This is a genomic window from Xanthomonas sp. 3075, from assembly GCF_014197275.1.
Lineage (GTDB): Bacteria > Pseudomonadota > Gammaproteobacteria > Xanthomonadales > Xanthomonadaceae > Xanthomonas > Xanthomonas campestris_B.
In genome coordinates, this window is record NZ_JACIFI010000007.1 from 192,429 (window position 1) to 218,494 (window position 26,066).

The 26,066-nt window shown below is 63.1% G+C and carries 19 protein-coding genes and 2 other RNA genes; 12 read left to right on the top strand and 9 right to left on the bottom strand.

Annotation, left to right across the window (positions count from 1 at the left end; all coding sequences use genetic code 11):
• The 6 genes from ssrS to GGR62_RS09090 all read left to right on the top strand — a co-directional run bounded on the left by ssrS (position 1) and on the right by GGR62_RS09090 (position 3,992).
• Positions 1–185, top strand: a non-coding RNA gene (gene ssrS / locus GGR62_RS09065) — 6S RNA.
• 469 nt (positions 186–654) lie between these two features.
• A complete protein-coding gene (locus GGR62_RS09070; protein WP_184407574.1) occupies positions 655–1,245 on the top strand; it encodes a 5-formyltetrahydrofolate cyclo-ligase in 591 nt (196 codons plus the stop codon).
• Positions 1,242–1,712 (top strand): EVE domain-containing protein, encoded by a 471-nt coding sequence (locus GGR62_RS09075; protein ID WP_184407575.1) that lies wholly within the window; start codon positions 1,242–1,244, stop codon positions 1,710–1,712. Before GGR62_RS09070 ends, GGR62_RS09075 begins: the two co-directional genes overlap by 4 nt.
• Positions 1,713–1,812: 100 nt before the next feature.
• Complete coding sequence (gene rpiA, locus GGR62_RS09080; RefSeq protein WP_184407576.1) at positions 1,813–2,460, top strand: ribose-5-phosphate isomerase RpiA; 648 nt, start codon at positions 1,813–1,815, stop codon at positions 2,458–2,460.
• Between the two features lie 166 nt (positions 2,461–2,626).
• Positions 2,627–3,073 (top strand): DUF192 domain-containing protein, encoded by a 447-nt coding sequence (locus GGR62_RS09085; protein ID WP_184407577.1) that lies wholly within the window; start codon positions 2,627–2,629, stop codon positions 3,071–3,073.
• 37 nt (positions 3,074–3,110) lie between these two features.
• Positions 3,111–3,992, top strand: coding sequence for a SirB1 family protein (locus tag GGR62_RS09090; protein WP_184407578.1), 882 nt, complete (start codon positions 3,111–3,113; stop codon positions 3,990–3,992).
• A 435-nt stretch (positions 3,993–4,427) separates the two neighbouring features.
• On the opposite strand, the gene GGR62_RS09095 is transcribed toward GGR62_RS09090, so the two are convergent.
• Positions 4,428–4,670, bottom strand: coding sequence for a rubredoxin (locus tag GGR62_RS09095; protein ID WP_184407579.1), 243 nt, complete (start codon positions 4,668–4,670; stop codon positions 4,428–4,430).
• Between the two features lie 23 nt (positions 4,671–4,693).
• On the opposite strand from GGR62_RS09095, the gene thiE reads away from it, so the two are divergent.
• Positions 4,694–5,317 (top strand): thiamine phosphate synthase, encoded by a 624-nt coding sequence (gene thiE / locus GGR62_RS09100; RefSeq protein ID WP_260305704.1) that lies wholly within the window; start codon positions 4,694–4,696, stop codon positions 5,315–5,317.
• Between the two features lie 705 nt (positions 5,318–6,022).
• Here thiE and GGR62_RS09105 read toward each other — a convergent pair.
• Positions 6,023–9,199, bottom strand: coding sequence for a TonB-dependent receptor plug domain-containing protein (locus tag GGR62_RS09105; protein WP_184407581.1), 3,177 nt, complete (start codon positions 9,197–9,199; stop codon positions 6,023–6,025).
• 337 nt (positions 9,200–9,536) lie between these two features.
• On the opposite strand from GGR62_RS09105, the gene hemL reads away from it, so the two are divergent.
• The 4 genes from hemL to GGR62_RS09125 all read left to right on the top strand — a co-directional run bounded on the left by hemL (position 9,537) and on the right by GGR62_RS09125 (position 17,948).
• Entirely contained in the window at positions 9,537–10,826 is a 1,290-nt protein-coding gene (gene hemL / locus GGR62_RS09110; protein ID WP_184407582.1) for a glutamate-1-semialdehyde 2,1-aminomutase, read from the top strand.
• Positions 10,827–11,305: 479 nt separating this feature from the next.
• Positions 11,306–14,080, top strand: coding sequence for a LuxR C-terminal-related transcriptional regulator (locus GGR62_RS09115; RefSeq protein ID WP_184407583.1), 2,775 nt, complete (start codon positions 11,306–11,308; stop codon positions 14,078–14,080).
• A gap of 330 nt (positions 14,081–14,410) precedes the next feature.
• Positions 14,411–15,073 (top strand): DUF1629 domain-containing protein, encoded by a 663-nt coding sequence (locus GGR62_RS09120; RefSeq protein ID WP_184407584.1) that lies wholly within the window; start codon positions 14,411–14,413, stop codon positions 15,071–15,073.
• 892 nt (positions 15,074–15,965) lie between these two features.
• Positions 15,966–17,948 (top strand): XVIPCD domain-containing protein, encoded by a 1,983-nt coding sequence (locus GGR62_RS09125; protein ID WP_184407616.1) that lies wholly within the window; start codon positions 15,966–15,968, stop codon positions 17,946–17,948.
• A gap of 13 nt (positions 17,949–17,961) precedes the next feature.
• Here GGR62_RS09125 and GGR62_RS09130 read toward each other — a convergent pair.
• The 7 genes from GGR62_RS09130 to GGR62_RS09160 all read right to left on the bottom strand — a co-directional run bounded on the left by GGR62_RS09130 (position 17,962) and on the right by GGR62_RS09160 (position 24,984).
• Positions 17,962–18,037, bottom strand: a non-coding RNA gene (locus GGR62_RS09130) — sX9 sRNA.
• A gap of 235 nt (positions 18,038–18,272) precedes the next feature.
• Positions 18,273–18,722 (bottom strand): azurin, encoded by a 450-nt coding sequence (gene azu, locus GGR62_RS09135; protein WP_184407585.1) that lies wholly within the window; start codon positions 18,720–18,722, stop codon positions 18,273–18,275.
• Positions 18,723–18,813: 91 nt separating this feature from the next.
• Positions 18,814–20,016: a pyridoxal phosphate-dependent aminotransferase gene (locus GGR62_RS09140; RefSeq protein WP_184407586.1), complete on the bottom strand. Its 1,203-nt coding sequence runs from the start codon at positions 20,014–20,016 to the stop codon at positions 18,814–18,816.
• Between the two features lie 30 nt (positions 20,017–20,046).
• Entirely contained in the window at positions 20,047–20,550 is a 504-nt protein-coding gene (locus tag GGR62_RS09145; protein ID WP_184407587.1) for a RidA family protein, read from the bottom strand.
• 24 nt (positions 20,551–20,574) lie between these two features.
• Positions 20,575–21,000, bottom strand: coding sequence for a cytochrome c (locus GGR62_RS09150; RefSeq protein WP_184407588.1), 426 nt, complete (start codon positions 20,998–21,000; stop codon positions 20,575–20,577).
• Positions 20,997–22,604, bottom strand: coding sequence for a flavin monoamine oxidase family protein (locus tag GGR62_RS09155; protein WP_184407589.1), 1,608 nt, complete (start codon positions 22,602–22,604; stop codon positions 20,997–20,999). Before GGR62_RS09155 ends, GGR62_RS09150 begins: the two co-directional genes overlap by 4 nt.
• An 85-nt stretch (positions 22,605–22,689) precedes the next feature.
• Positions 22,690–24,984, bottom strand: a complete 2,295-nt coding sequence (locus tag GGR62_RS09160) for a TonB-dependent receptor (protein WP_184407590.1) — start codon at positions 24,982–24,984, stop codon at positions 22,690–22,692.
• A gap of 279 nt (positions 24,985–25,263) precedes the next feature.
• Between GGR62_RS09160 and GGR62_RS09165 the strand changes: the two genes are divergently transcribed.
• A complete protein-coding gene (locus tag GGR62_RS09165) occupies positions 25,264–25,881 on the top strand; it encodes an HAD-IA family hydrolase (protein ID WP_184407591.1) in 618 nt (205 codons plus the stop codon).
• Positions 25,882–26,066 lie beyond the last annotated feature (185 nt).

Genomic DNA, 26,066 nt, shown 5'->3' on the forward strand with positions numbered 1-26,066 from the left:
CGTTCTCTGCTGTAAACGACAGCGTGCAAAACATTCGCCTTGTCCCTTAATTACGACCACGGGGGCGCGACGAAGCCGGGAGTGCAAGTCCGCCTTGTAGCGGGAAGCCCGATGGCCTCACAACGTCCCCACTTGAACCCCGGGTTCAAGGTCGTTTCGCCCGCATCGTTCATGGCGGAGAATGCAAATCTGAAACGGCGCCTTCGGGCGTCGTTTCTTTTTGCGTTGCCGATACGTCGCGCCTGCAGAACGCCGCCATGCGCATGACGTCCGAACGGGCGACGTGGCGGTCCATCAGCTGGCTAGCATGAGCCTGCTACGCAGGGCACGTGTGGCATCGACGCGCCGTCTCCGCCACGACTGCGCGCGCAGACACCACCTGGCAGCGTTACGCACGGGTTCGTGTTGAAAGCGAACCGGTGGCCACACCGCGGCGCTGACGCATGGGGCTCTACAGTCATACCTCATCCGCCGCGCAACGCTCGTGGGCGATGCGGATCGCCTGCCGCCAGCGAATGCGCCCCGCACCATTTTGACACCGCTCCCCGCCACACCGCGATGCAGGCATCGACACGCCTAGCCTCAATACCGCCGCTAGGCACACGCACGTCCGCCACCGACAATGAGCGCCCTTCTCCTCGCTACGAGAAACCAATGACCGACCACCGAGATGCGCTACGTCAACAGCTGCGCGCACTGCGCCGCAGCCTGCCGGCGGCGCAGCGACTGGCGGCCGCCGATGCCTTGGCCGAGCGCCTGCTGGCGCTGCCGTTTGCGCCGCAGACTGGCGCGGTGGCCGGTTACTGGGCGATGGATGGCGAAATCGCGCTGCATCGCTGGCAGCTAAGCCTGCCGCACGGCGTGCGGTATTGCCTGCCGGTGCTGGACGGGCGCGTATTGCGCTTTGCGCCGTGGCGTCCGGGCCAGAGCCTGGTCAGCAATCGCTATGGCATTCCCGAACCGGACGTTGACCGCGCCGATACGCTCGCACCGGAGGAAATGGCGTTGGTGATTACCCCGCTGACCGGATTCGATACGCAGTGTCGGCGGCTAGGCATGGGAGGCGGCTGGTATGATCGCAGCTTCGCGTTCCGGCATCGCCAGGCGCCGCCGCCGTGGCTGGTCGGCGTCGGCTTCGCCGCGCAGCAGGTGCCCGCCTTGCCCACCGAATCCTGGGATGTGGCGGTGGACGCCCTCTGTACCGAACACGCCACCTTCCTGAAAGACGACGCCGTTTCCGTATGACTGCCCGCAAGCGCTACTGGTTGATGAAGTCCGAGCCGGACACGTTTTCCATCGATGATCTGCAACGCGTCGGCACCGAGCCGTGGAACGGCGTGCGCAACTACCAGGCGCGCAATTTCATGCGCGACGGCATGCAGGTCGGCGACGGCGTGTTTTTCTATCATTCCAACTGCAAGGTGCCCGGCATCGTCGGCATCGCCAAGGTCGCGAGCGCGGCGTATCCGGACGACACCCAGTTCGACCCCAAGTCTGATTACCACGATCCCAAGGCCAGCCGCGAAGATCCGCGCTGGATGCTGGTGGACGTGGCGTTCGAGCGCAAACTCCAACGCACGATTTCGCTGGATGAGATCAAGCAGCACGCCGATGCGCTGGGCGAAGGTTTCCCGCTGATCGCACGCGGCAACCGGCTGTCGATCCTGCCGGTGACTGCCGCCCAGTGGAAGCTGCTTCTAGCAATGGAATAGCCGAGATTGGGGATTGGGGATTCGCTCGATGCCCGCCGCCCGCTTTGCACCGCTCTTATCAAATCCCAAATCACCAATCACCAATTCCGAGCACTTATCAATGTCCGAAGCAAAACGCCTGGCCGCCGAGAAGGCAATCGATTATGTGGAAGACGGCATGATCGTCGGTGTCGGCACCGGTTCGACGGTGGCCTATTTCATCGACGCGTTGGGCCGCATCGGCCATCGCATCAAGGGGGCGGTCTCCAGTTCCGAGCAGAGCACCACGCGCCTGCGCCAGCACGGCATCGAGGTACTGGATCTCAACCACACCGGCAATCTGTCGCTGTATGTGGACGGCGCCGACGAGTGCGACCCGAACCGCTGTCTGATCAAGGGCGGCGGCGCGGCGCTGACGCGCGAGAAGATCATCGCCGAGGCCAGCGAGCGCTTCATCTGCATCGTGGACCCGAGCAAGCAGGTGCCGGTGCTGGGCGGCTTTCCGCTGCCGGTCGAGGTGATTCCGATGGCGCGCAGCCTGGTCGCCCGCCAGATCCTGGCGCTCACTGGCGGCCAGCCGGTGTGGCGCGACGGCGTGGTCACCGATAACGGCAATGTGGTGCTGGACGTGCACAACCTGCAGATCACCGACCCGGTGGCGCTGGAGCGCAACTTGAACCAGATTCCCGGCGTGGTCTGTGTGGGCCTGTTCGCGCGTCGCCCGGCCGATGTGGTGATCGTCGGCGGCGAACCGCCGCGCGTGATCTGATCTATCCGGTCGCGGGCGCAGGTGCGGGCCCGTTCCGTCGGCAGGCGCGGCTAGCGGCCGCGCCTATCCGGCGCTTCAGACACTGCAGGTGAATGCGCGTTGGCGGCTTGACGCACAGGCGGCGCTTGGCAGAAGGTGCGCCATCCCTGCCCAGTTGGTATGCCACATGCGCCATGTTCGCTTCCTCGTCCTTGCCTGCCTGCTCCTGCTGGGCGGCTGCGCCGCCAACGGTTCATGGGTGGAGTTGGCTGGCAGCCGCTATGCGGTGGAGCTGGCGCAGAACGATGCCGACCGTGCGCAAGGGTTGATGTTCCGCGATGCGATGGACGCCGATCGCGGCATGCTGTTCATCCACGACCGCCAGGAGCCGCTGGCGTACTGGATGAAGAACACCAAGATCGCACTGGACATCCTGTATTTCGATAATGAACGCCGGCTGGTGTCGCAGCAGCGCGACGTGCCTCCATGCTCGGCCGGCGACGCCTGCCCGCCCTACCCAAGCAAGCGCCCGGCACGTTATGTGCTGGAGCTCAATGCCGGCGAGGCGGCCAAGCTCAACCTGCAAGATGGCGCCACGCTGACCTTCAGCCCGGACATTCCGACCCTCAAGTAATTCTCATCCGCAGGCGCGCTGTCAGGAAGTACCGGACTTGAACCCTGCGCCGCTTGCCGACACTCTTGGCAGCATGGTCGACATGCTCCCACTTCCCCATTGGACCGCCCTCGCCAGCCTGGACGACGATGCGGTGCCGTTGATGTCCACCGCGCTACTGATCGCGCGCGACGAATATCCGCAGCTGGATGCCGAGTTGTATGACACGCTGGTGCAGAGCCACGTCGAACATCTGCGCCGCGAGGTGGAGGCAATCGATCTATGGCCGTTGAAGATGGCCGCAGTCAATCGCTACCTGTTCGATGAATTGGGCTACTCGGGCAACCACGACGAGTACTACGACCCGCGCAACAGCTACCTCAACCAGGTATTCGAGCGCCGGCTGGGCAATCCGATCTCGCTGGCGATGGTGCAGATCGAAGTGGCGCGCCGGCTGGGCATTCCGCTGGCGGGGGTGTCGTTTCCCGGGCATTTTCTGGTGCGCCTGCCGGTGGACGATGGCGTGCTGGTGATGGACCCGTTCAACGGCGGCCGCCCGCTGGGTGTGGATGAACTACGCGAACGTGCACGCCCGCATCTGGGGGGCGAAATTCCCGACGATCGCGCGCTGGCGCAGATCCTGGATCCGGCACCGCATCGCGCGATCCTGATCCGCATCCTGCGCAATCTGCACGGTGTGTATGCCGATGCCGAACAGTGGGACCGCGCCGCACGCAGCGCCGACCGCATCCTGAAGCTGGTGCCGGATCAGCCCGAAGCGCTGCGCGATCGCGGCATGGCGTATCTGCACCTGGGCCATCGCAACGGTGCCCGGCACGACCTGTCGCGCTATCTGCTGCTCAACCCGGGTGCGAAGGATGCGGCCAATCTGCACGAGCATCTGGTCGAGTTGAACAGTCAGCGCGCGCGGGCGCACTGACTGTTGCTAACAAGAAGGCGCAATCCCCTTATCGAGGTTGACCCTGAGGAGAACTGGGCACCTGATAAGAGGTTATATACTCACCGTTCGCACCATATATAACTAATATATTATAATTTGCATCACTGTAGACGACTTATGCACTGCAAGGGCAGTTTGCCTGAGCTGTCATCATCCCGTTTGGCTGCGCCATAGCGCTCTGTGCATTGGCTCCTATAGGCAGCTGAGATGCTGCGCCCGGCACCAGGGATAGCACTGCCAACACATCAGCAACCAAAAATAATGAAGACTCTGGCAGCCATCGCGGGCCGCCCATGGAGGCTACGCTTGTTAAATTTGGCTTGCAACTTTCACAAATAAGACACTCAATCAAAGGAGATTAATTCCATTACTCTCCAGAGATAAGATCAATAAGACTTTTTCAACAGTATTCCGTCAGTCGATCTCGACCATCTCGAAGTCGTCCTTGGTCACGCCGCAATCCGGGCAGGTCCAGGTCTCGGGAACGTCTTGCCAGCTGGTCCCTGGCGCGATGCCTTCTTCGGGGATGCCGTCGGCCTCGTGGTAGAGAAATCCGCAGACCACGCACATCCAGGTGCGGTAGGTGGTGGTGGTGGATGTGTCGCTCATTGGATAATCGCGGTCACGCAACGGTGGGGCTGCATTGTCCCATCCCACCCACCGCTTCCGGAAGCGCTGCCATGCTCCAGCTGCAAGACGCCCGCGGCGTCTACCTGATCACCCCCGACGATGCCGATACGCAGCGCCTGCTTGCGCGTACCGCGCCGCTGTTGCCGTGCATCACCTGGCTGCAATACCGCAACAAGCACGCCGACGCGGCGCTACGGCTGCAGCAGGCGACCGCCCTGCGCAAGGCCTGCGCCGCCCACGGCGTGCCGCTGATCATCAACGACGATGCGCAGCTGGCAGCGCAGGTCGGCGCGCACGGCGTGCATCTGGGCGAAGACGATGGCGAGGTAGCGGCGGCACGCGCGCTACTGGGGCCGCAGGCGATCATCGGGGTGTCGTGCTACGACGAGATCGCTCGCGCCCGCGCCGCAACTGCCGCAGGTGCCAGCTACGTGGCCTTCGGTGCGTTTTTCCCGACCACGACCAAGGTGACGACGCGTCGCGCCACGCCTGCGTTGCTACAGCAAGCTGGAAAACTGGGAGTGCCACGGGTGGCGATTGGCGGCATCGCGGCTGCGCAGGTGCCCGAGTTGGTTGCAGCAGGTGCCGAGTTGGTTGCAGTGGTTAGTGGCGTGTACGCCGCGCCGGACCCGCTCGCAGCAGTGCAGGCATATCGGGCCGGGTTTGCGCAGTAGCGCTGCTGGCAGACGACAGCATTGCCCTCGACACGTGCTGTCCAAGACGCCAGACGCAAGACCATCACGATTTCGAGTCGTAGCGATGTTTGATGCAGTCGGGAGCTCAGATCAAAAGCTTGGTGAGTCGAGGGCGCGGTGCCCTCACCGCACCAGGACGTTGGTCGGTAGCCGGATCAAAAGCTGGCTGCCTCGCAAGTTGCGTAGGCTTGCTGGCATGGCTCGCAGAACACGCTAGCTGACGAACTAGAAGTGCGTCATGCCCTGCTTGCAACCATGCACACCGATCATCTCGACTGGTCCTTGCCCGCCTACCGTCGCGGGACCTTACGCGGCATGGATGCCGCGTAAGAGCTTACAAGGACGTACTTGCAGCGTGTCCCGCGATGGTAGGCGGGCAAGGGCCCTGCAGCCAAACCGCAGATCAACCGCTCTGCAAGTGATCTATCCGCATCATCCACCCCACCCAAGACAACCGAATGATCGAGTCGTCGCGTCGGATAGATGCAGGCAACAGCTCAGTGGGCCGAGGACGCGCTGCCCTCGCCGAACCAGAAGGTTGGTCGTGACCCGGTAAAAAAAGTCGAGCGGGTCGCGCCTCTTATTCAGACGATTGAAGCTGGTTAGAGCCCCATCACCGCAAAAAAAACAGCGACGCGTGGCATCACACGTCGCTGCTGGTTGTGACTCCGTCGCCTAACGCAATTAGAAGTCGTAGCTCAACGTCACCCGGCCCGAGCGCGGTGCCTGGTAGGCCACGACCTGATCCCACAGCGGGTTGGTGGTGTTGTCGGGCAGCTGCGAGAAAGGATAGATATTGGTCGCGGTCTGCTCGTTGGTGATGTTGAACACATCGAAGCGCACTGCCAGCTTGCCGTCGGCGAACGCCGGCTTGTAGGTCACCCCCATGTCAAGCTGGGCGATCCAGCCAAGCCGTCCCTGCGAGCCCGGAGGCGATGCACTGCCGGTGCCGGTTTCCGGGTTGTAGCAGTAGTGGTACGGCCCACCGGTGATCGCACTGCCGCCGTAGCCGGCCGGGTCGCGGCCACTGTAGGTATCTCCGTAGTAGTTGCCCAGGCAGTTATGCGGCGCGCCCGAGATCAGGCTGAAGTTGGCCGAGGCGCCCCATTGCGGAGTGAACTGATAGAAGCCGAACAGCTTGAGCTGATGACGGTGGTCGTTGGATTGATCGCCGTTGAAGTGCTCCATCAACGCCGCATGGTCCCAACTCTGCGTGGTGGAGACCGACGCCTGGCCCTGGTAGCTGCCGAGTGCGCCGCCGGTGCGCCACAGATCCGAGCGCACCTGGCCTTCGGTGGTGCCGTAGCTATGCGACCAGACGTAGTTGACCTTGGCGTACCACTTGCCGTCGAACGGGCGCTCCAGGTTGAACTCCACCGCCGAGTAATTACGCTTGAACTTCGGGAAGCCCGCAGCCTCGCGGCTGACCGCCACTTCATGGAACTGGCCATCGGTGCCGATCACGCCCCAGGTATTGGTCTGGCCGGGATTGATCAGCGATGCACCCGCCACTTGCGAGAAGTCGATGGTCACGCCTTGCGCCGCAGCGGCGTCGATCAGCGCGGTGTTGGAGACGTCGTAGTTCTGGTCGTCGATGCCGGCATTGAGGCGACGATGGGTACCGCGCACGCCCAGCACCCAGCCGGTGTCCAGCTGCTTGGTGAAGCCCAGGATCACTTCGTCCTGGTTCTCGCCTTCGATGTCCTTGACCACCGCGGTGCGCACATCGGCGATACGGCCGAAGCGCGAGTTGGCCGACACTGCCGAGCCCAGCTGCTGCGCCAGGACCGGCGTGCCATCGGCGTTGATGCCGCTGTAGGTGAAGTAGGTATCGGTGGTGGTGGCCGGGGTGAACAGGCTCACTGCCGACAACGGCAGGCCCAGATAGTAACGGCCGACGTTGCCGAACACCTTCAGGCTGGAATCGCCGTTGACGTCCCAACTGAAACCCAAGCGTGGTGCCCAGGCGTTATCCACTTCGATGTAGGGATCGCCGAACGGGGTGTAGTTGGTGAACTCGTCCTTGCGCAGGCCGATGCTCAGCAGCACGTTGTCGGTGACCTGCCACTTGTCTTCGATGTAGTAGGCGCGTTGCTTGGCTTCGTAGGAATACAGGCTGGTGTTGATGTTGCGCACCACGTAATAACCGCTCGATCCGTTGACCGGATCGACCAAGCCCGGGCTCGGCGCACCGATGCCGCCGGCTTCGTTGGCCGACTGGCTGACCAGGCCGCCGGTCGCCAGCCCGTTAGGATCGTTGGTGCGGCCGTAGGTCCATGCATAGCCTGGGCCGGATAGCACCGAGCCGACATCGACACCTTCGGATTTCTGGTTGTCGATACCGAAGTTGAGCGTGTGGCGGCCGATACGCCATTCAAGATTCAGGCGCTGATTGTCTTTTTTGTACTCGCGATCCGGCGAGCTGACCGACGTGACCAACTGGTTGCCGATGCGCTGCGTACCACCGGTGTAGGCCGGGTTCTGCAAGGCGGCGCTATTGATGACCGGGCCACCTGCCGCGTCGTAGTTGAAGGGTGTCAGTTCATCGGGCGTGGTCATCTTGCCGTACAGCGCGGTCACGGTGAGGTTGTCGCCGATGTAGCCGGTGTACTTGCCGGTAAACAACGTCGGCCCGGTTTTCCAGGTGGACTCGTCGGTGAAGTAGCTGCCGCGCTCGCGGTCGACATAGTTGTAGCGGTAGATGGAGCCGCTGGTTTCAGCCTCGTCGCTGGCACCGGTCACCTCGATCAGGTGATTGTCGGTGATGTTCCAGTCCACCTTTGCGTACCAGCGCTTCTGCTTGTAATCGTAGTCGGTGAGGCCGCCGGTACGGCCGTTGTCGGAATCGCGATTGGACGCCACCCGCACACCGTCCGAATCCACTTGTTCGGCAGCCAGGAAGAAAAACAGCTTGTCCTGAATGATCGGGCCACCGACATAGGCGCTATAGGTGGTCTGGCTGGCTTCGGCCGCGCTCTGCGGCTGATACAGCCCATTGGCGGCACGCGCGTAGCTGTAGGCGGCGTTGTTGACCGCACTGGTCTGGCTGTCCGGGCGCCAGTAAATATCGCGCTGGTTGGCCTTCAGACCGTTCGGTTCCCAGATGGTGGCGGCGCCGAACTTCCATTCGTTGGTGCCGCGCTTGCCGATCTGGTTGATCACACCGCCGTTGGAACGGCCGAACTGCGCGCCGTAGCCACCGGTGAAGATTTCCTGCTGGTCGATGGCCCCGTACGGCAAGGTCAGACCGCCCAGGTTGTTGCTGATCGCGGTGGTGTTGAAGCCGTTGAGGTAGTAGGCGTTTTCGCTGGCAGCCGAACCGCCGAAGCTGGGCAGCGAGCCGCCGAGCGGGCCGTTGTCGAAGCCGCCGCTGTTGACCACCACGCCCGGCGCCAGCAGCGCGATGGCTTCGGCAGTGCGGCCCAGCGGCAGTTGCGCCAGCTGTTCGGCGGTGACCACGGTGCGGGTGTCCACGCTGCTGACGTCGATGCTGGCCAGGCTGGCGGCATTGACGGTGACGCTGTCCAGCGTCTGCACGCCGCTTGCCGACGCCGCAGCGAAGGACACATCGGTGTTGGCGCCGACGGTGATGGCGACATTCTCGCGGGTTTCCACCACCGCGCCATCGCGCTTGACCGTCACCTTGTAGGTGCCCAGCGGAAGATTGCCGGCGGTGTAGCGGCCGCGCGCATCCACCGGCACCTCGCGGGCAAAGCCGCTGTTGTTTTCCACCAGCACGCTGGTGCCGCTGCCCTGCCCCACGCTGCCGACGATGCTGCCGGTGGTGGACTGCGCCTGCGCGCTGCCGATTGCCACGACCAGCGCCAACGCCAAGGCACGCTTCTGGATACTACGGTTCATGCTTTCTCCCCAAGTCTGTCACTGTCGGCAAGGCGACTAGAAATTGAACGGCGCCAACGGCTACCGGAATCACACTCTGTGAAGATCTGCGGCAGGGCGCCAATAACTGCGGGCCATGACGTCATGCCCAAAGCCGCCGCATGCCCGACCATCGATCACGTCGCGCTTGATCATAGGCAGCCGCCCGGCCCTACCCGGGCGCTCCGACGGGTAGGCGGCCACCTGGTGGGTAGGCGCAGAGCCCCCCAGGCCTGACAATGGTCAACGCGGTGCCCGGCAACGGGCATCGACGTCCCCCATCGGCACCACTCTCGGCACCACTCAAGGATCTGCGCGCATGAACCACTCCCGCTCCCACGCCCTCTTTACCCAGGCGCAGACCTTGCTGCCCGGCGGAGTCAACTCGCCGGTGCGTGCATTCAAGTCGGTCGGCGGCGAGCCGTTCTTCGTGGCGCGCGCCGATGGCCCGTATCTGTACGACGTGGACGACAACCGCTACATCGACTACGTGGGCTCATGGGGCCCGATGATCGCCGGTCATAACCACCCAGCGGTACGCGAGGCGGTGGAGCGTGCGATTCGGGACGGCCTGTCGTTCGGCGCGCCCTGCGCGGCCGAGGTCACCATGGCGCAGACCATCAATCGGCTGGTGCCGTCCTGCGAGATGGTGCGCATGGTCAACTCCGGCACCGAGGCCACGTTGTCGGCGGTGCGGCTGGCGCGCGGCGCCACCGGGCGTAACCGCATCATCAAGTTCGAAGGCTGTTACCACGGCCACGGCGACTCGTTCCTGGTCAAGGCCGGCAGCGGCATGCTGACCCTGGGCGTGCCGACCTCGCCGGGCGTGCCGGCCGGCCTGAGCGAACTGACCGCCACGCTCAGCTTCAACGACTTCGAAGGCGCCACCGCCATGTTCGACGAGATCGGCGCCGACGTGGCGGCGGTGATCATCGAACCGGTGGTGGGCAACGCCAACTGCATTCCGCCGCAGGCCGGCTATCTGCAGCACCTGCGCACGCTGTGCACGCGGCATGGCGCGCTGCTGATCTTCGACGAGGTGATGACCGGCTTCCGCGTCGCGCTCGGCGGCGCGCAGGCGCACTACGGGGTAACACCGGACCTGAGCACCTTCGGCAAGATCATCGGTGGCGGCATGCCGGTGGGCGCCTATGGCGGCCGACGCGACTTGATGGAACAGATCGCTCCTGCCGGCCCGATCTACCAGGCCGGCACCTTGTCCGGCAATCCGGTCGCCATGGCTGCCGGCCTGGCAATGCTGGAGCTGGTGCAGGAGCCGGGCTTCCACGCGCGCCTGAGCGAGGCCACCAGTGTGCTGTGCGAAGGCGTGGAAGATGCCGCCCATGCCGCCGGCATCGCGGTCACCACCAACCAGGTCGGCGGCATGTTCGGGCTGTTCTTCACCGACGAGATCGTGGAGAGCTACGCGCAGGCCACCGCCTGCGACATCACCACCTTCAATCGCTTCTTCCACGCGATGCTGCAGCGGGGCGTGTATCTGGCGCCATCGGCATACGAGGCCGGCTTCATGTCCAGCGCCCACGACGCATCGGTGATCGAAGCCACGCTGGCGGCAGCGCGCGAAGCGTTTGCGGAAGTGGCGCGCTAAAGCGCATTCATGCCCGTGCGCTGCAAGCCTGAATAGCACGGGCTAGCCACCGCAACGGCAACGTCTTGAACGCCGGCACTGCTGCAAGCGCCGTTGGCGGTGCGGGCACCTGCCTTTGCGCAGGTGCGGCGGCCGGCAGGCAGGCAGGCAGAAGTGCCGCGTCCAGGACCGGCAGTTCATTCGCAGCCCGCCACGCACGCGCCAGACGGACGCGACCGTTCCTTGATCTTGCGCACACCTCGCATCATCGATCGCGCCCAAGACGGCTGACAACGGCCATTAGGCTTTGCTTTTGTCTTGTCGCTGTCATACCTTTCTGTAAGGTGTCCACGGATGGGCATGGGTGGGGACCCTTCGAAGCAGCCGATCCGCCGTTGTCGCCGTCACGGCGACGCACTGGCCGTTGCCGCTGTTTCACTCTGTTGTGCAGCGTGTCGAGCCGACACGCTGTCGACGCTTTACACGGCCGCCCTCGCCTCATGCTCAAGCCTGTTGCGTTGCTCACCCCGCGCCCGTCACCGCCGCGCGAATCCGCCCTTCCCGATTGGCTGCTTGCCAGCAAGCTCGAGCCACCCTTGCCGCGTCCCGGTGTGGTGGTGCGCGAGGCGTTGCTGGCCGCGCTGGCTCAAGCACAGGCGCAGCCGCTCACCCTGCTGCTGGCACCACCGGGCTTCGGCAAGACCACGCTGCTGGCGCAGTGGCATGCGCGGTTGCTTGCACGCGAACACGGCGCAGCGGCGTGGCTGTCGCTGGATGAAGAGGATGCGGACGCGGCGCGCTTCCTCGGCCATTTCGCACTGGCCATCCAGAACGCGGGCGCAGATCCCGCGCTCTGCGCGACGGTGCTGCACAACCGCGACCAGGACCCGCGCGAAGCGGTGACCGTGTTGATCCGCGCACTGCGTGCCGCGCCACGCCGCATCAGCGTGATTCTCGATGATTACGACCGGCTCGGCAGCGGCCTTGTCGACGAACTGGTGTTGCGTCTGATCGAACACAGTGGTGGGCAGCTGCATCTGCTGCTTGCCACCCGACGGGTGCCGGCGCTGCCGCTGGCGCGCCTGGATCTGCAGGCGCAACTCAGCCGCGTCGGCAGCGCGCAACTGGCGCTGGACGCGCACGAAGCGCAGGCATTGCTCGGGCCGCAGATACCGCCACCGGTGGTGGACGCATTGCTGCGCTACACCGAGGGCTGGCCGGTTGCGCTGCACCTGGCACGGCTGTGGCTGGAAGGCGGCGCGCAACGTCAGCAGGAAGTTGCCGCGCGGTTTTCCGGCCGCAGCGCGCAGATTGCGGCATATCTGGCCGAACAGGTGGTCAACGACCTGGATGCCGACACGCGCGACCTGCTGTTGCGTACCAGCCCGCTGGAGCGCGTCAACGCCTCGCTGGCCGATGCGGTGCGCCAGCGTACCGATAGCGGACGCCTGCTGGCGCGGCTGGAACATTTCCACGGGCTGCTGGTGCCGTTGGACGAGGAACGCGAGTGGTTTCGCTATCACCCGCTGTTTGCCGACTTCCTGCAGCAGCTGCTCGACCGCGAACATCCCGGCCAGGCCACGCAGCTGCATCAGCGCGCCGCACGCTGGTTCGGCGATCACCAGCATCTGGCCGAGGCGGTACGGCATGCCGCACGTGGCGATTGCGGCGACCTGGCTGCCAGCTACATCGCCCGCGCAGGCACCTGGCAATTGTTATTGACCCACGGCACCCACGCAGTCCGCGCGCTGCTGCGCCACTTCGAACACCGCATCATCCGCGACACGCCGGCACTGAATCTCACCCAGGCGCACCTGCACATCAGGCTCGGCGAATTCAGTCACGCACGCGTGTTGCTGGAACGCTTTCGCGACTTTCCCGCTGCGCTGCGCGAGCCGTTGCAGCGCGACTACACCGTGGTGGTGGCGCTGCTGCGCGATCGTCTGGACGAAATCTGCGCCAATCCGCACGGCCTGACCCAGATCGCCGCGCAGGCAAGCGCACTGGACGAGGACGACCATCTGGGCCGCGGCATGCTGCTGTGCATCTGCGCCAACACGGCCATGGCACAGGGCGCCTTTGCGACTGCAGAACGCTATGCAGTCAATGCAAGCGACGCGATGCATCGTGGCGGCAGCGACCTGGGCGCCAGCCAGGCACTGCTGTCGTTGGGCCAGAGCTTCTTCTATCGCGGCCGGCTCGGCGATGCCGAAACCTGTTACCAACAGGCATTGAACTGGTGCAGGCGCACGCCGCAGCTGGACCGCGTACTGGAGGCCGCCGGCAACTGCCTGCTGGCACAGCTGCACTACGAACGCGGCCACCACGACGATGCCGCCGACCTGCTGCATCCGGCGCTGGAATTGCTGGAGCAACACGACGGCGGCATCGATGTGCTGGCAGCCGGCTACGACACGGCGCTGGGCCTGGAACGCCTACGCGATCACAGCGGGCGCAGCGCATTGGCGGTGCTCGAACACGTCGAGCAGATCGCCCATGGGCGCAAGCTGACACGGCTGTCGGAGCTGGCGGCGGCATGGCGCCTGATGCTGCTGCTGGAACATCCCGGCAATGCCGCCATCGATGTCCTGATCGCACGGACCGGTGGCGAATCCGGTTTGGCGCATACGCTACGTTCGCCGCATCGCTGGCGCGATCGTGCGGCGATGGGATTTGCGCTGGCCCGCTGGCATCGCCTGGCCGGACGCAGCAGCGCCGCGCTGACCATCCTGGGCCAGATCGAACAGGCCTGCCTCGCCAACGACAATCTGTGCCACCTCGCCCGCACCCGCGCGCGCATCGCCCTGGTGCTGCAGCAACGTGGCGAACTGCTCGCTGCGCTGCCGCATCTCTATAGCGCGCTGGAACATGTGGCGCTGACGCAGAGCTGGCAGGCAATTGTCGAACTCGGCCTACCTGCAAAGGCCATGCTGCGCTCGCTCCGCCAGCACGACCCGCACACCGTTGGCGGTACCACGCGTGCACTCACCATCCAGTCGCTGCTCGAACGCCTCAGCGGCGAAGATGAGCCAGCCAACGACATCTTCAGCGAACGCGAACTGGAAGTCCTCGCGCAACTGGCACGCGGCTACTCCAACAAACAGATCGCACGCTGCCTGCACCTATCGGAAAACACGGTCAAATTCCATCTGAAGAATCTGTACCGCAAGCTCGACGCGCGCAGCCGCGAAAGCGCGCTGGCGCAGGCGCTGCAGCGTGGGCTATTGCGTGCCGCGGATCCGCAGGACGGACCGGAACCGCCGTCACCGAACTGAACGCGCGCATCCCGCCCTCGAGACAGGAGATGCGCCCCTCTCAGTTGCGATGCCAGCGATGGGCGCATCGCACGCCATCAACCAAAGCTCAGCGTGCCTTTCATCATCGCCCAGTGGCCGGGGAACGATTCAAAGAACGTATTGTTGATGGTGCGCACCTCTTCCGCCAACCACGATTTGGGATATATGCTGTCAACGACCGTGTCCTAGCAGATGCATTTGCATTGATGATTGCGAATCCAGGCGTCGTTCGGGTACGAGACGCTGCGAATTTACAAGCGATTGATCGAAGCAATAAAAACTATACTTTCAACGCATCGGCACATATGTATGGAGGCCTCTATGAATGAGCAAGCTGCAATTCCCGTTACTATCTCCCACGATTCCCATAAAGGGGAATTTTTTGTCCTTGAGCCCAGTTTCTGGGGCAATGGAAAAGTGCCTGGAATAGAAATCGAAAATGAAAAAAAGCTCAGGCTTCCTGGAAGCTTTATCGTTGAGCCGCCTAATGGCGATCCAGGGCAGTACTCGGAAAAACCTCATTTAGTCCATCTACCTGAATTGGGTGGCATGCCACGCGATTTTGAAAATCTGTTTGGTATGTGGATTGTTTCTGAAGCGTTGAAACGCGTTTTCGAATCAGTGGATCCAGAGGGCTTTGCGTTTGCGGCGTGTGACTTCACGCTCGCTGATGGCAAGCCTGGGCCTCAACACTACTTATGCGAAGTAGTGCGTTCGCTAGATGCACTCGATGAGGATTTGTCCCAGGTAAAGATTGAGTTCGAACGAGATCATCAAACAGGTGAAGATCTAAAGTTCTACAGCGTTTCCGGTGGAGCCAGCCTCATTTTCAAGCAAGAAGTCGTGGGGAGTGCGCATGTTTTTCGACAGCCCAGACTCGGTATCAACGCTATTTGCGACCGTGTTCTAGCTGAAGCACTCAATACTGCGAATCTGGACGGTATCGAACTAACCGACGCTTCGAAATTTTGATTCGTAAAACCTAGCCCAGGCGTTATCGCGCGGGAACATTAAAATGGCAGACACTCCGGTCTTTCAAGGTCATCACGTCATCGAACAAGCTGCTTATGGCCGCAGCAAATTATTAAACACCTTGTCAGAGCGTGGCTTATTCAATATTGATGGCCCCGGCAGCATGCTAAACCTACCAGCTGACAAGGCTTTAGCAGCCCAAATGGGATTATCGCCTCATCCAGGCGGACCACTTGGCGCTTATAATAAAGAACTCGCAATTAAACTGCAGCGCTTGGAGATATCACCCGACGGCCAGGCGATGTTCCGTGGTGACGAAGCCGCTACACAACGCATCGTGGCTAGGGTCAATAATCTTACCGCCACGCTCAAAGCCGGCCTGGTCAATGGCGACCTTGTGACTAACGCGCCTCAGGGCATGACGCCGGAGCAAGCCAACGCAAAAATTCGGACGTTCTTCGGTGACATCGAGGGCTACCAGCGGAACCACGCTACTCAGATTGCCGAACTTGGCAAGATGTCAGCAGCAGAGGCGCAATGGGCGGCCGTTACGAAGTCAGAAGGCAACGTGAAACTGGCATTGGACGCAATCGATCAGACAGGCGTCTCTGCGCTGAGTGATCGCTGGGGCGGACGGCAGTCTCTCGGCACGGCGATTGCCGAAGCAAACCAAGCCGGTCGCTTGCCACTCACCGAGCCGGTAGAAACGCGGCTGCGCCTCGCCTTTGCCCAGGAGATGCCCCCGGTTCTGGCACGGCCACCGGCTGGGCCGCGGCTTCCTGGCGCCCCAGGCGAAGGCGGCATCGTGGCGGGCGAAGGGCTTGCAGCGGAGGCTGCCGGGGCACGGGGGCTTTCTGGTGCTCGTGTCGCGGGTGCGGCCGGCGTTGCGCTGATGGCCTATGACTTCGCCGTGACCGGCCACCGCGTTGTCCAGCTAAGTACGCAGGGCAACGACACCGGCGCCGAGTCGGCAGCCACGCACTTCGTCGGCCGCAATGCAGGCGGCATCGCAGGCGGCTTCCTGCTTGGTGCAGGCTACGGTGCCGTCACAGGGTCGTGGACGGGGCCTGGCGCGCTGGCTACTGGCTTGGTTGGCGGCGTGGCGGGCGCCTACCTTGGCGAACGTTGGGCCGAGAAGCAGGACATCAACCGGATCTACACACAGCCAGACCGCAGTGGCAACGAGTGGACGCGCAACCCAGAGGATCCCCAAGGCACGTGGACGCGTACGGTGAGCGCTCCGTTGCCAAGCGGCGGCTATCAGGAAACACGGCTGGTTGCCGCTGGCCGCCTTGTCGACGAACTGAATTATCGCGCGGCTAACGACTCGTATTCACTCGGGCTGGCAAATCCACCAAAGCCGCAGGATCCATACCGCCTGGATGCCAAGAACGAGACGCATCCGCCGCGCGAGCCGTCTGAAACGGGCCGCGACTATGTGCGCGATGCGCAGACCGGGAAGTGGCAGCTTGAAATCAGGGAAAATATCGACGGCAAGATACCAGTCACACGCAGTGCCCCGATCAGCGCCGAGCGTGGGGCCGCGTTGGAGAGCCAGTCCCAGACGATCATTGCGCAGAACGCCGCCAACACGCCGGAAGCAACAGCGGCCCGCTACCAGATCGCCTACAACCAGTTCGGCTGGAATGAGTTCGCCAATCGCGAGCCGGTGCCGCAGGCCATCACGAACGCACGCACGCAACCGCAGCCGTTACAGGCGTCCGACGGTCATTCCTACACCCGCGACGCCCACGGCGAATGGACCACGCCCGGCACGCTCTATGGCACCAATGCGGCTACCGGCAACACGCGCGAGGAATTGAACCGCACGTGGCAGAGCCAACAGGCCGGGCTTCAAGACATGGCCTCGATGGCGGAGGTTGCCCGCAGCAATCCCACACCGACGCAGAGCGACTTGCACAGCCAGGTGGCCGGGATGTACGCCCGCGCTGGCATTACGCGCACTGACGCGCAGATCGATGCCGCCACGGCGGCAGTTGCACAAGACCATGCACGCGATACGGGCAAGCAGATGCCCTTTTTCCTGCAGCTGCAGAAAGATGGCTCGATTGCCACGGTGGTTGGTCAGAACGACGACCGCATGGAGATCAAGGCGACCACGACGGCAGCAGAGATATCGCAGGCAGAACGGCAGCAAGCCATGCCTGCCAACGCCACCTCGCCCAATCCTCCTGCGCAGTCGCCTCAGATGCAGCAGCCTGCGGCACCTTCCTCGCAAACCCCATTACCCAGCGCGCCGTCGTCGCAGACAGCGCCAGGAAGGTCGTCCTCGCTGGACGACGATCATGCGCAGGGGCGTACAGCGGCCACCGGCGCGACCACAGCACAGGTCGCCGCACCGGGAATGCAGATGGGTGCGCGCTCTGTTGCATGGCACGATCCACGTGAAGACGAGCAGCCATCTGTGAGTCGTCAAAGCGACGTTGGCCCGAAGCCGCAAGACGCTGCGCTGGTGGAGCAACTCCGCTCATCCATCGCAAGGCTCGATGAAAGCGCCAACAAACCGTGGGATGAGCGCAGCGATTGCATGGTTGCGAGCGCGTACAAAATGGCTGTTGAAGCGGGATTCAAGCCCGGCGACAAGGTCGATGTCGCACTGAACGTACCGACCGACAAGCTTCCAGGGGGCGTGACCATGTTTGTCATGCGCAGTGGCCCTGGAGCCTCTCCGGATCCGTATGCCAACCGCGCACACATGCCGACCAGCGAGGCGCTGGCGGCGGCTCCGGAACAGCAATACCTAGCTGCGACTCAGACCCGCGATACGCAGGAGCAAACACGATTACAAGAGCTAACGCAGGCACGTGACCACAGCCAAGAGGACCCAAGCAGAAGCGGGCCGAGAATGTCCTAACTGGACTAGGATCGGCTAACAAAACGTAGCGAGCAGCCGTTAGGCGGGTACGGACGGCGCGGAGAAACCGCAGTGGACGAGTAGTACATGAAAATTCCGAGCACCGGCCACGCCCGCCTGGCGGCCGCACAGTAGCTTTGATAGCCGCTCTAAGCTTTTGATTGATGAGAGTTGAGACCTTGAAGGTGATGAAACTAATCTGCCCTGTCAATGCCTCTCACTGCGCCTTGCAATAGGAGCAACGATGGCGAAGAAGTCCACCAGCCTTTGTTTCTTGAAGAAGCTCCCATGTCACATTGTCAGTAAATCTGCGTAGCCACGCCATCAACCAAAGCTCAGCGTGCCTTTCATCATCGCCCAGTGGCCGGGAAACGAGCAGAAGAACGTGTAGTCGCCGCCCTTGCTCAGCTTGCTGGTCGGAAAGCTCACGGTGGTGGTGTCACCGCCGCCGATGACCTTGGTATGCGCGATCACCCGGGCATCGGCCTTGGGCAGATAACTGTCGGCGATGGTCGAGCGCACGCCGGCATTGGCGACAGCCTGGAAATCGGCAGACTTGGTCAGCACCCAGTTGTGGCCCATCACCGTGGCCGCCATCTTGCCGGAGTGCTTGAGTGTGAGGTCCACCTGCGTGCAGTCGGGCGCCAGTTTGATCGCGCTCTGGTCGAACTTCATCTGATCGTTGCCGGCGATGGTCACCGCGCACGTCCGCGCCCATGCCGAAGGCGCCATCAGCACCAGGCCAACCACGGCAAACATCGAAAACAATTTCAAAGGAACACTCCTGCGATAAAGAATGCGCAACGCGCGGCGCGCCTGCCCGCACCGACGCGTGTGCACGTGCCGGTGCGATCAGGGTAACGCCTCACGCGTAACGGAAAAAAGCATCCATCGGATCATGCGCATCGGCCGTGGCTTCCGACAACGGGAACGGGCCGCGCTTGCCGGCCATCACCTGCACGAACGCCTGCTTGAAGCGCGCCATCTCCGCCTCGGTGCCCACCGTGATCCGCGACCAGGTCGGCCACACCGGCCAGCTACGACCGATGAACACGCCATGGGTGGCCATGTCGTCCTTGAATCCTGCGGCAGGGCGCTTTACATCGACCATGAAGCAGTTGCTCTCCGACGCGGTGCAGGCATAGCCCTGCTTGGCGAGAAAATCCATGACGTCCTTGCGCGTGGCGGCAGTGCGGGCGCGGCGCTGCGGCACCAGTGCCGGGTCGCGCAAGCTCGCCAGCCCGGCAGCGACTGCAGTCACCGGCAAGCTGTTGACGCTGTAGAACATGAGCTTGGCCAACAGGTCCGGGCGTGCGGCCGCATAGCCCAGACGCATGCCGGCCATGCCGTAGAGTTTGGAGAACGTGCGCAACACCACGACGTCCTCGCCTGCGGCAACCATGTCCACCACGCTGCGGGTGCTTTGCGCAAAGTGGATATAGGCCTCGTCCACCACCAGCACGCTTCCCTTGGGCTTGTGCGCCAGGGCGTAATCCAGATCCTTGCGGGCGGTCACCGAACCGGTGGGATTGTTGGGATTGCAGATGTAGATCACGCCGGGGCTGGTATCGGCCGCGCACATCGCCTGCACATCGTGCGAGAAGTCCTTGCGCAGCGGCACCTTGATGAGCTTGGCGCCATTCCGGGTGGCGGCACGCCAGCCGGATTCGTAGGTGGGATCGGCGGTGACGAGCGCGGCACTGGGCGAGGTGAACGCCAGCATGGTGTAGTCCAGCGGTTCGGTGGAACCGGCATAGGCCATCAAATGATTCACCGGCAACTTGAGTTCGGCAGCCAGGGTATTCATCAGTTCCATCTGCACATCGCGCAGGTAACGCCCGCCTCGTGGCGCAATCTGCGCAATGGCCTGCAACGCAGCGGGCGACGGACCATCGGGAAATTCGTTGGAACCGATCATCACCGGCGACAACGCGCTTGCCGCTGTCGGCACGGCAGCGGCGGCACGCTCGGCCGCATTGGCCAGCAGCGGCAGGGCACTGGCGCCGGCAGCACCGGCAAACAGGGCGGAATCACGCAGAAACATGCGGCGCGAAAGAGCAGTTTTCATCACAACCTCCAACAGGACGGCAACGCCGATTCAAGGACGAACAGCGACCACTTCAATTTCCACCCGATACAGCGGATTGCCCAATGCGGCGATCTGGAACGCGGAACGCGCCGGCAGATTGGGCTGCTCCTTGGTGCCGAAGAACTGGCGGTAGCCCTCCATGAACCCGTTGAAATCCATCTTGCCGCCCAGTGCCGGATCGCCGACCAGAAACACCTGCATCTTCACCACGTCTCCCATCCCCAAACCGATTGCAGCGAGTTGCTGCTTGACTTGATTCAACACGCTCACCGTCTGCGTCTTGGTGTCGCCATAGGCGGCAGCCGAGTCTTTCGGCGCGCTGGTATCCACCACTGCCGGCACCTTGCCGCTGACGTAGACGGTGGCCTTGCCGGCGGGAATCTCCACGGCGGCAGCGATGGGGAAATCGCTATTGGGAATCTTGTGACGGATCACCTCGGCAGCATGCGCGGCGGTCAGGCAGGCGGACCACAACATCGCGGCAGTGAGAACAGACGTCAGTGGACGAAACATGGCAACTCCTTGCATGAGTGGAAATCAGTGGCGCAGCAATTTGACGTCGTCAACGGTGACGGCATCGGCGTGATCGTTACCGAAGTGGGTGCGCACATAGCTCACCACCTCGGCCACCTGGCGGTCGTCGAGCATGTCGCCAAAGCCGGGCATGCCGGCATGCCCGTCGAGCACCATCATGGTCACATAGGGCGCGGCGGCCAGTTTGGGATTGTCGGCAAGCGCGGGATATTCGCCCGCACCGTGCGCACCGTTGCCGGCCGACATGTGACAGCCCTGGCAGATCGCTTGATAGACATCCTTGCCGGACGCCTTGGCAAAACCCTGCTGCGGAAACAGCTGCGTGGCATCGGAACTCTGCGCCTGCGCCTCGTACATCCCCGGTGGCATCAGCAACCCTGCAAGCGCCACCACGAAAGCGGCGATGGCCCATCGTGACAACAGGCTCATGCGCGGGCTCCTCCGGCAAGCACCTTGCGATGCAGTCGGTCCACGACATCGTGCGCGGACAGAATCGCGCCTTCCTGCCAGGCCGGGATGTAGGACACATGCTCGCCTGCCAACGCCAGGCGGCCGTCGATCTGGCACAGCGGCGTGTAGTGCTCGGCACGTGCCTGCTCGCTCCACATGCCGAAGCAGCCATGCGTGAACGGCACGCGGTGCCAGCCGACCGAAACGCCGTTCTCGAATTCGCGTGGATACTGCGGATGCAATTGCGTGCCGTACTCGACCGCCTTGCGCACGCGCTGCTCCGGCGTCATCGAGGTGAACTGGTAGGCATCCAGCCCCCACACATAGGCGCCAAGCAGCACGCCTTTGCCTGGGCTGTGATAGTTGGTGCTGGGATAGCTGATCAAGGTGATCGGCAGATCGGTGTAGCTGATGCCGCCATAGATGGCTTCGTCCTCTTCCCAGAAGCGGCGCTTGAATTGCAGGCCCACCTTGACCGATGCCGCGTATGGTACCTGGCCGATCGCGGTGGTCATCGCGTCGCTGGCGGTCACCGGAATGCGGCTGAGCACCGATAAGGGAATCGTGCAGATGCACCAATCGGCAGTGGCGGTGCGTTCTTCGCCGCCGCGTGCGGCGTCCTGCCAGGACACGCGCACGCCGCTACTGTCCTGGTCGATCTTGGTGACCTTGGCGTTGTAGGTAATGCTATCGCCGAGCTGGCGCGCGAACGCCTTGCCGATCTGATCCATGCCGCCCACCGGCTGAAACATGCTGGTCTGCATTTCGTAGTTGTTGCCTGCGGCCAGGGTGGTCCACAGCCGCGAACGCAGCACATCCTGCACGTTGAAAGGGTCGGAAAATTCCGGCTTGCCCGATAGACCACCGCCGGGATAGCGCGCAAATCCGCGCCGTTCGCTGCTTTCCTTGCCTTTGACGTAGCCGAAGTTGTGGTCGAGTGCGCCCCAGTTGCGAAGCGATTCGAGCAAGATTTCCTGGTCTTGGCGACTGACGCTCTTGTCGAGTGCGTGTTGCTGCGTGCACTTGGCCAACAGCTCGGACACGTGCCCCTTGTAGTCGGCATCGATCGCGCGAAACCGTTGCGGCTTGCCGCCGAAGCCTTTCTGGCTATGCAGCAGCGCGTTGAAGTTGACCTGGTTGAACGCTTCCAGCGCCACGCCGAACTGCTTGCAGTAACTCAGTACCGCCTTGTGGTGATGCGGAATGCGCCACGGGCCGGGATTGAGATACAGCCCATCGTCGAACTGACAGTGCTGGGTCGCCCCGCCAAGCTCGGTATAGCGATCGCCGCCGCGCAGTGTCCAGTTACGGCCACCGGGGCGATCGTTGTATTCGAGCAATTGCACGCGATACCCGGCCTTGCGCAGCTCGAAGGCGGCAGCCATGCCGGCCAACCCGGCGCCCAGAATCAGCACCGAGGCGCCTTTCGGGTCGCCGTCCAGTTGCAACGGCCCCTTGAAGTTGGATTCGGCCGCCATGCCCAGGCTGCTCATCGCCTGATACATCATTGCGCCGCCAGCGGTCATGCCGATGCGCGCCAGCAATTGTCGCCGTGTCATCGCCCCAGAGTGATTGCCTTGCATCAACGCGTTGTCCTTGCATGTCATGGATCAAGAGCGACTGACAAACTCGTATGCGGCCGGCAACGATGCCGGCCGCATCACCGCCTCAGAACTTGTAGGACAGGCTGGCGAACAGTTGGCGCGGTGCGACCAGCTGATAGGAGCCGGAGCTTTCGTTGGGGAATACCGCACCGATCGCATCGTCCTTGTCGAACAGGTTGTAGACCGACACCTGCAGCCGTCCACCGGCGAGAAAGCCGGTGTCATCGCCCTGATAGCCGACACTGCCGTTGACGATGAAGGTGGCATCGACCTGATCGGTGTTGAGCGTGTCGCCGTAGCGTTTGCCGGTGTACTTGGTATCGAGGTTGGCGAAGAAATGCTCGCCTTCCCACCCGCCGTTGACGCTGAACATCACCTTGGGTGAATCGGGCACGTCGTTGCCTTTCACCTGCACCAGGTTGCCGCTGACCGGGCCGAAGTAGTTGTCCTGGAATTCGGATGTGTTCCAGGTCAGCGATGCCCCCAATCGCCAGCCCGGCGCCGGCTTCCACATGCCGGATAGTTCCGCGCCATAGGTCTGTACGTCGCCGACGTTGGCGTAGACGGTGGGCGCGACCACCAGCGGGTCCGGGTCGGTGAGCGCGATGATGCGGTTCGCGTAATCGATCTTGTAGGCCGCGAGATAACCGCTCCACTGCGTCGATTCGGCACGGATACCGATGTCGATATTGGTCGATTCTTCCGGCGCGATATCCGGATTGAACGCGCCCGAGGTCAGTGCCAGGCGCGGCGCGGAGCTGAAGTTTTCCGCGTAGTTGGCGAACACCTGCACACCGTCGGCGAGCTGGAAGCTGGCACCCACCTGCGGCTGGAACCAGTCGCTGTTCTTGATGGTGACATCGCGCCGCGCACCGACGTTGAAGTCATCGAGATTGGCGATGCCGTTGTAATCGCGTTTGACGTCCAGTCCCTTGGCGCCGAACTCCATGGTGAGCCGGTCATCGAGCAGGCGCAGCGTGTCCTTGATGTAGAGCTGCTTCACTTCGGTGGAGAAATGGTTGTCGTAGTAAATGACGACCGGCAAGGCGTTCTTGAGCAACCCGCCGGTGGCCGGGTCCAGGTTGTACAGCGGGCGCACCTGGTCGAAATCGTAGCTCTCGTACCACGCGCCGACTTCGAGCTTGTTGTGTTCGGTCTCCCACGACACCGCCGTGGTCGCACCATAGCGATCGCCGCCCATGAGCTCTTCGCGCCGGGTCATCGCACCGACGCGGGTGACATTGCCGTTGGCATCGACAATCTGCGGATCGTTGATGGCGATATCGGTGCGCCCGGGCGTACCGGCAATGGCGTCGTTGTACAGGCCAGTGGCCGTGCTCGGCGGGGTACCGCCGACGCCATAGCCATGCTTGTTCTCGTAGTAGCCGGTGAAGGTGAAGCCGATCGCATCGTTGAACAGGAAATCGCCGTGCAGGCTGAGCAGCGAATCGCGCCGGCCGTTCTGCCATTCGCTGTAATGTTCGGCGTCCACTTCCGGATTGCCGGTGATGCGTTCCTTGATATCCCACGACACCGAACCGTCGGAGTTGTACGACTGCACGTCGTAGTCCTTGCGGTTGTTGTAGATCCAGCCCAGGGTCAGGCTGCCGACGTCCCAGGCCTGGCGGATCCTGGCTTCGAAGTGGTCGCTCTTCTGCGTGGCCGGCTCCATGTCCCACACCCCGCCCTGCGTGCGCGATGCGGAAAGGTAGGCACTGGGGCCGCCCTCCCACCAATCCGGCGTATCCAGACGCACGAAGCTCCGCACCAGATCGTTGGAGCCGATGGTCTGGGTGGCATTGCCGCTCCAGGTATCGCCGCCTCTGGGCGGCAGACTGGTGTAGCGGATCGCACCGCCCAGTGCGTGATAAGAGGGCTGGGTGACGTCGCCCGAGCCGGCCGACACGGTGACGTCGAGCAGATTTTCGCTGGACACATAACGCGTGATCGGCCCGCCTTCGCGGGTGTCGAAGGTTTCGATCGGAATGCCATCCAGCGTCACGCCGATCTGATTGGCGGAAAAGCCGCGAATGGTCATCGAGTCGCCGAATTCGTACAACCCGAATGGGTCGGTGGTCTGCACGTTCACGCCCGGCAGGCTCGCCAGTAACTGCTGCGGCGCCACGCCGGGCACCTGTGCCTGGATCTCGTCGGCGGAAATGGATGCCGTGGTGCGCGTGGAGCCGGTACCGACCACACTGACCGCATCCAGGGTACGCGCTTCCTGGGCCAGGCCTGGCAGGCTGTGCGCGCCAGCTAGCAACACGGCCATCGAGGTGAGCGTGCGGCGACGCGTGGCGGCGGTGAGAATGGCGGCGACCGAGACCGCCAGTTGATCGGTTTTGAAGCGCTTAGGCATGCAATCGACCCCTGGAGTGTACGTGCTGAGTGATCGGCCCCCTCCCAGGACCGGCTGACACCGCTGATGCGGCATGAAGCGACCATAACCAGCGCGGTTCCGCCGCATGCCTCATGCGGAGGGTGGGGTCTGCCTAGGTGGGTAGGTTTCTGCCGAATTCAAAACTATGAATAGGTAATAGCCCCACCCATCCGGACGCACCCGCTCCTACGAGCTCCCGCCCACTTGCCATGCCGCAGCGGATCGACAACGCTGCCGGGCCGCATCGCGAGCACACCTATGCCGCTTCCCTCGCCGTCCCTGCTGTTGCTCGACTTCGATGGCGTGCTCGCCAGCTACGCGCGGCCGCGGCGTCTGGCCGCACTCGCCATTGCAGCGACATGCAGCTCCCAGCGCGTGCACCAGGTGCTGTTCGAACAGGGTCTGGAGCGCGCCTACGACACCGGCACGATCGACACGCAGGCCTATCTGGCGCAGTTGAGCGCGGGGCTGGGGCACCCGATCGATCGCGCTACCTGGATCGATACGCGCGTGGCCGCCTGCCGTGTCGACCCGGCGATCGTGGCGCAGGTGCTGGCGGTGTCGGCAACGACCGCGGTGGCGGTGCTCACCAACAATGGGCCACTGATGACCGAGGCGATCGAGCGGATCGTACCGACACTGTTCCCGCGTTTGAACGGCCGGGTGTTGTGCAGCGGCGCGCTGGGCGGACGCAAACCCGATGTGCAGGTCTATCTGCGCGCGCTTGCGCAACTCGATGCGATTGCGTCGCGGACGTTGTTTATCGACGACCTGTTCGTCAACGTGCGCGGCGCACGCACGGCCGGACTGCATGCAGAGACGGTGCGCGATGCAGGTGGCTTGCGACGTGTGTTGAAGCGGTATGGGGTGGCGTGAGCGGCTGGAATTGGGAATTGGGAATTGGGAATTGGGAATTGGGAATTGGGAATTGGGAATTGGGAATTGGGAATTGGGAATCGGGAATCGGGAATCGGGAATCGGGAATCGGGAATCGAAAAGCATCGCAGGAGCGCGATCACCAGCGACGGCACACCTGACACGACCTGCAGCATTCAGCGCAT

Coding starts and splice junctions, on each gene's coding strand:
- GGR62_RS09115 (WP_184407583.1), top strand. CDS start 11,306: ATGCTCAAGCCTGTTGCGTTGCTCACCCCGCGCCCGTCACCGCCGCGC.
- GGR62_RS09165 (WP_184407591.1), top strand. CDS start 25,264: ATGCCGCTTCCCTCGCCGTCCCTGCTGTTGCTCGACTTCGATGGCGTG.
- GGR62_RS09105 (WP_184407581.1), bottom strand. CDS start 9,199: ATGAACCGTAGTATCCAGAAGCGTGCCTTGGCGTTGGCGCTGGTCGTG.
- GGR62_RS09155 (WP_184407589.1), bottom strand. CDS start 22,604: ATGCAAGGCAATCACTCTGGGGCGATGACACGGCGACAATTGCTGGCG.
- GGR62_RS09085 (WP_184407577.1), top strand. CDS start 2,627: ATGCGCCATGTTCGCTTCCTCGTCCTTGCCTGCCTGCTCCTGCTGGGC.
- GGR62_RS09150 (WP_184407588.1), bottom strand. CDS start 21,000: ATGAGCCTGTTGTCACGATGGGCCATCGCCGCTTTCGTGGTGGCGCTT.
- thiE (WP_260305704.1), top strand. CDS start 4,694: ATGCTCCAGCTGCAAGACGCCCGCGGCGTCTACCTGATCACCCCCGAC.
- GGR62_RS09070 (WP_184407574.1), top strand. CDS start 655: ATGACCGACCACCGAGATGCGCTACGTCAACAGCTGCGCGCACTGCGC.
- GGR62_RS09160 (WP_184407590.1), bottom strand. CDS start 24,984: ATGCCTAAGCGCTTCAAAACCGATCAACTGGCGGTCTCGGTCGCCGCC.
- hemL (WP_184407582.1), top strand. CDS start 9,537: ATGAACCACTCCCGCTCCCACGCCCTCTTTACCCAGGCGCAGACCTTG.
- GGR62_RS09075 (WP_184407575.1), top strand. CDS start 1,242: ATGACTGCCCGCAAGCGCTACTGGTTGATGAAGTCCGAGCCGGACACG.
- GGR62_RS09120 (WP_184407584.1), top strand. CDS start 14,411: ATGGAGGCCTCTATGAATGAGCAAGCTGCAATTCCCGTTACTATCTCC.
- GGR62_RS09140 (WP_184407586.1), bottom strand. CDS start 20,016: ATGAAAACTGCTCTTTCGCGCCGCATGTTTCTGCGTGATTCCGCCCTG.
- GGR62_RS09145 (WP_184407587.1), bottom strand. CDS start 20,550: ATGTTTCGTCCACTGACGTCTGTTCTCACTGCCGCGATGTTGTGGTCC.
- rpiA (WP_184407576.1), top strand. CDS start 1,813: ATGTCCGAAGCAAAACGCCTGGCCGCCGAGAAGGCAATCGATTATGTG.
- GGR62_RS09125 (WP_184407616.1), top strand. CDS start 15,966: ATGGCCTATGACTTCGCCGTGACCGGCCACCGCGTTGTCCAGCTAAGT.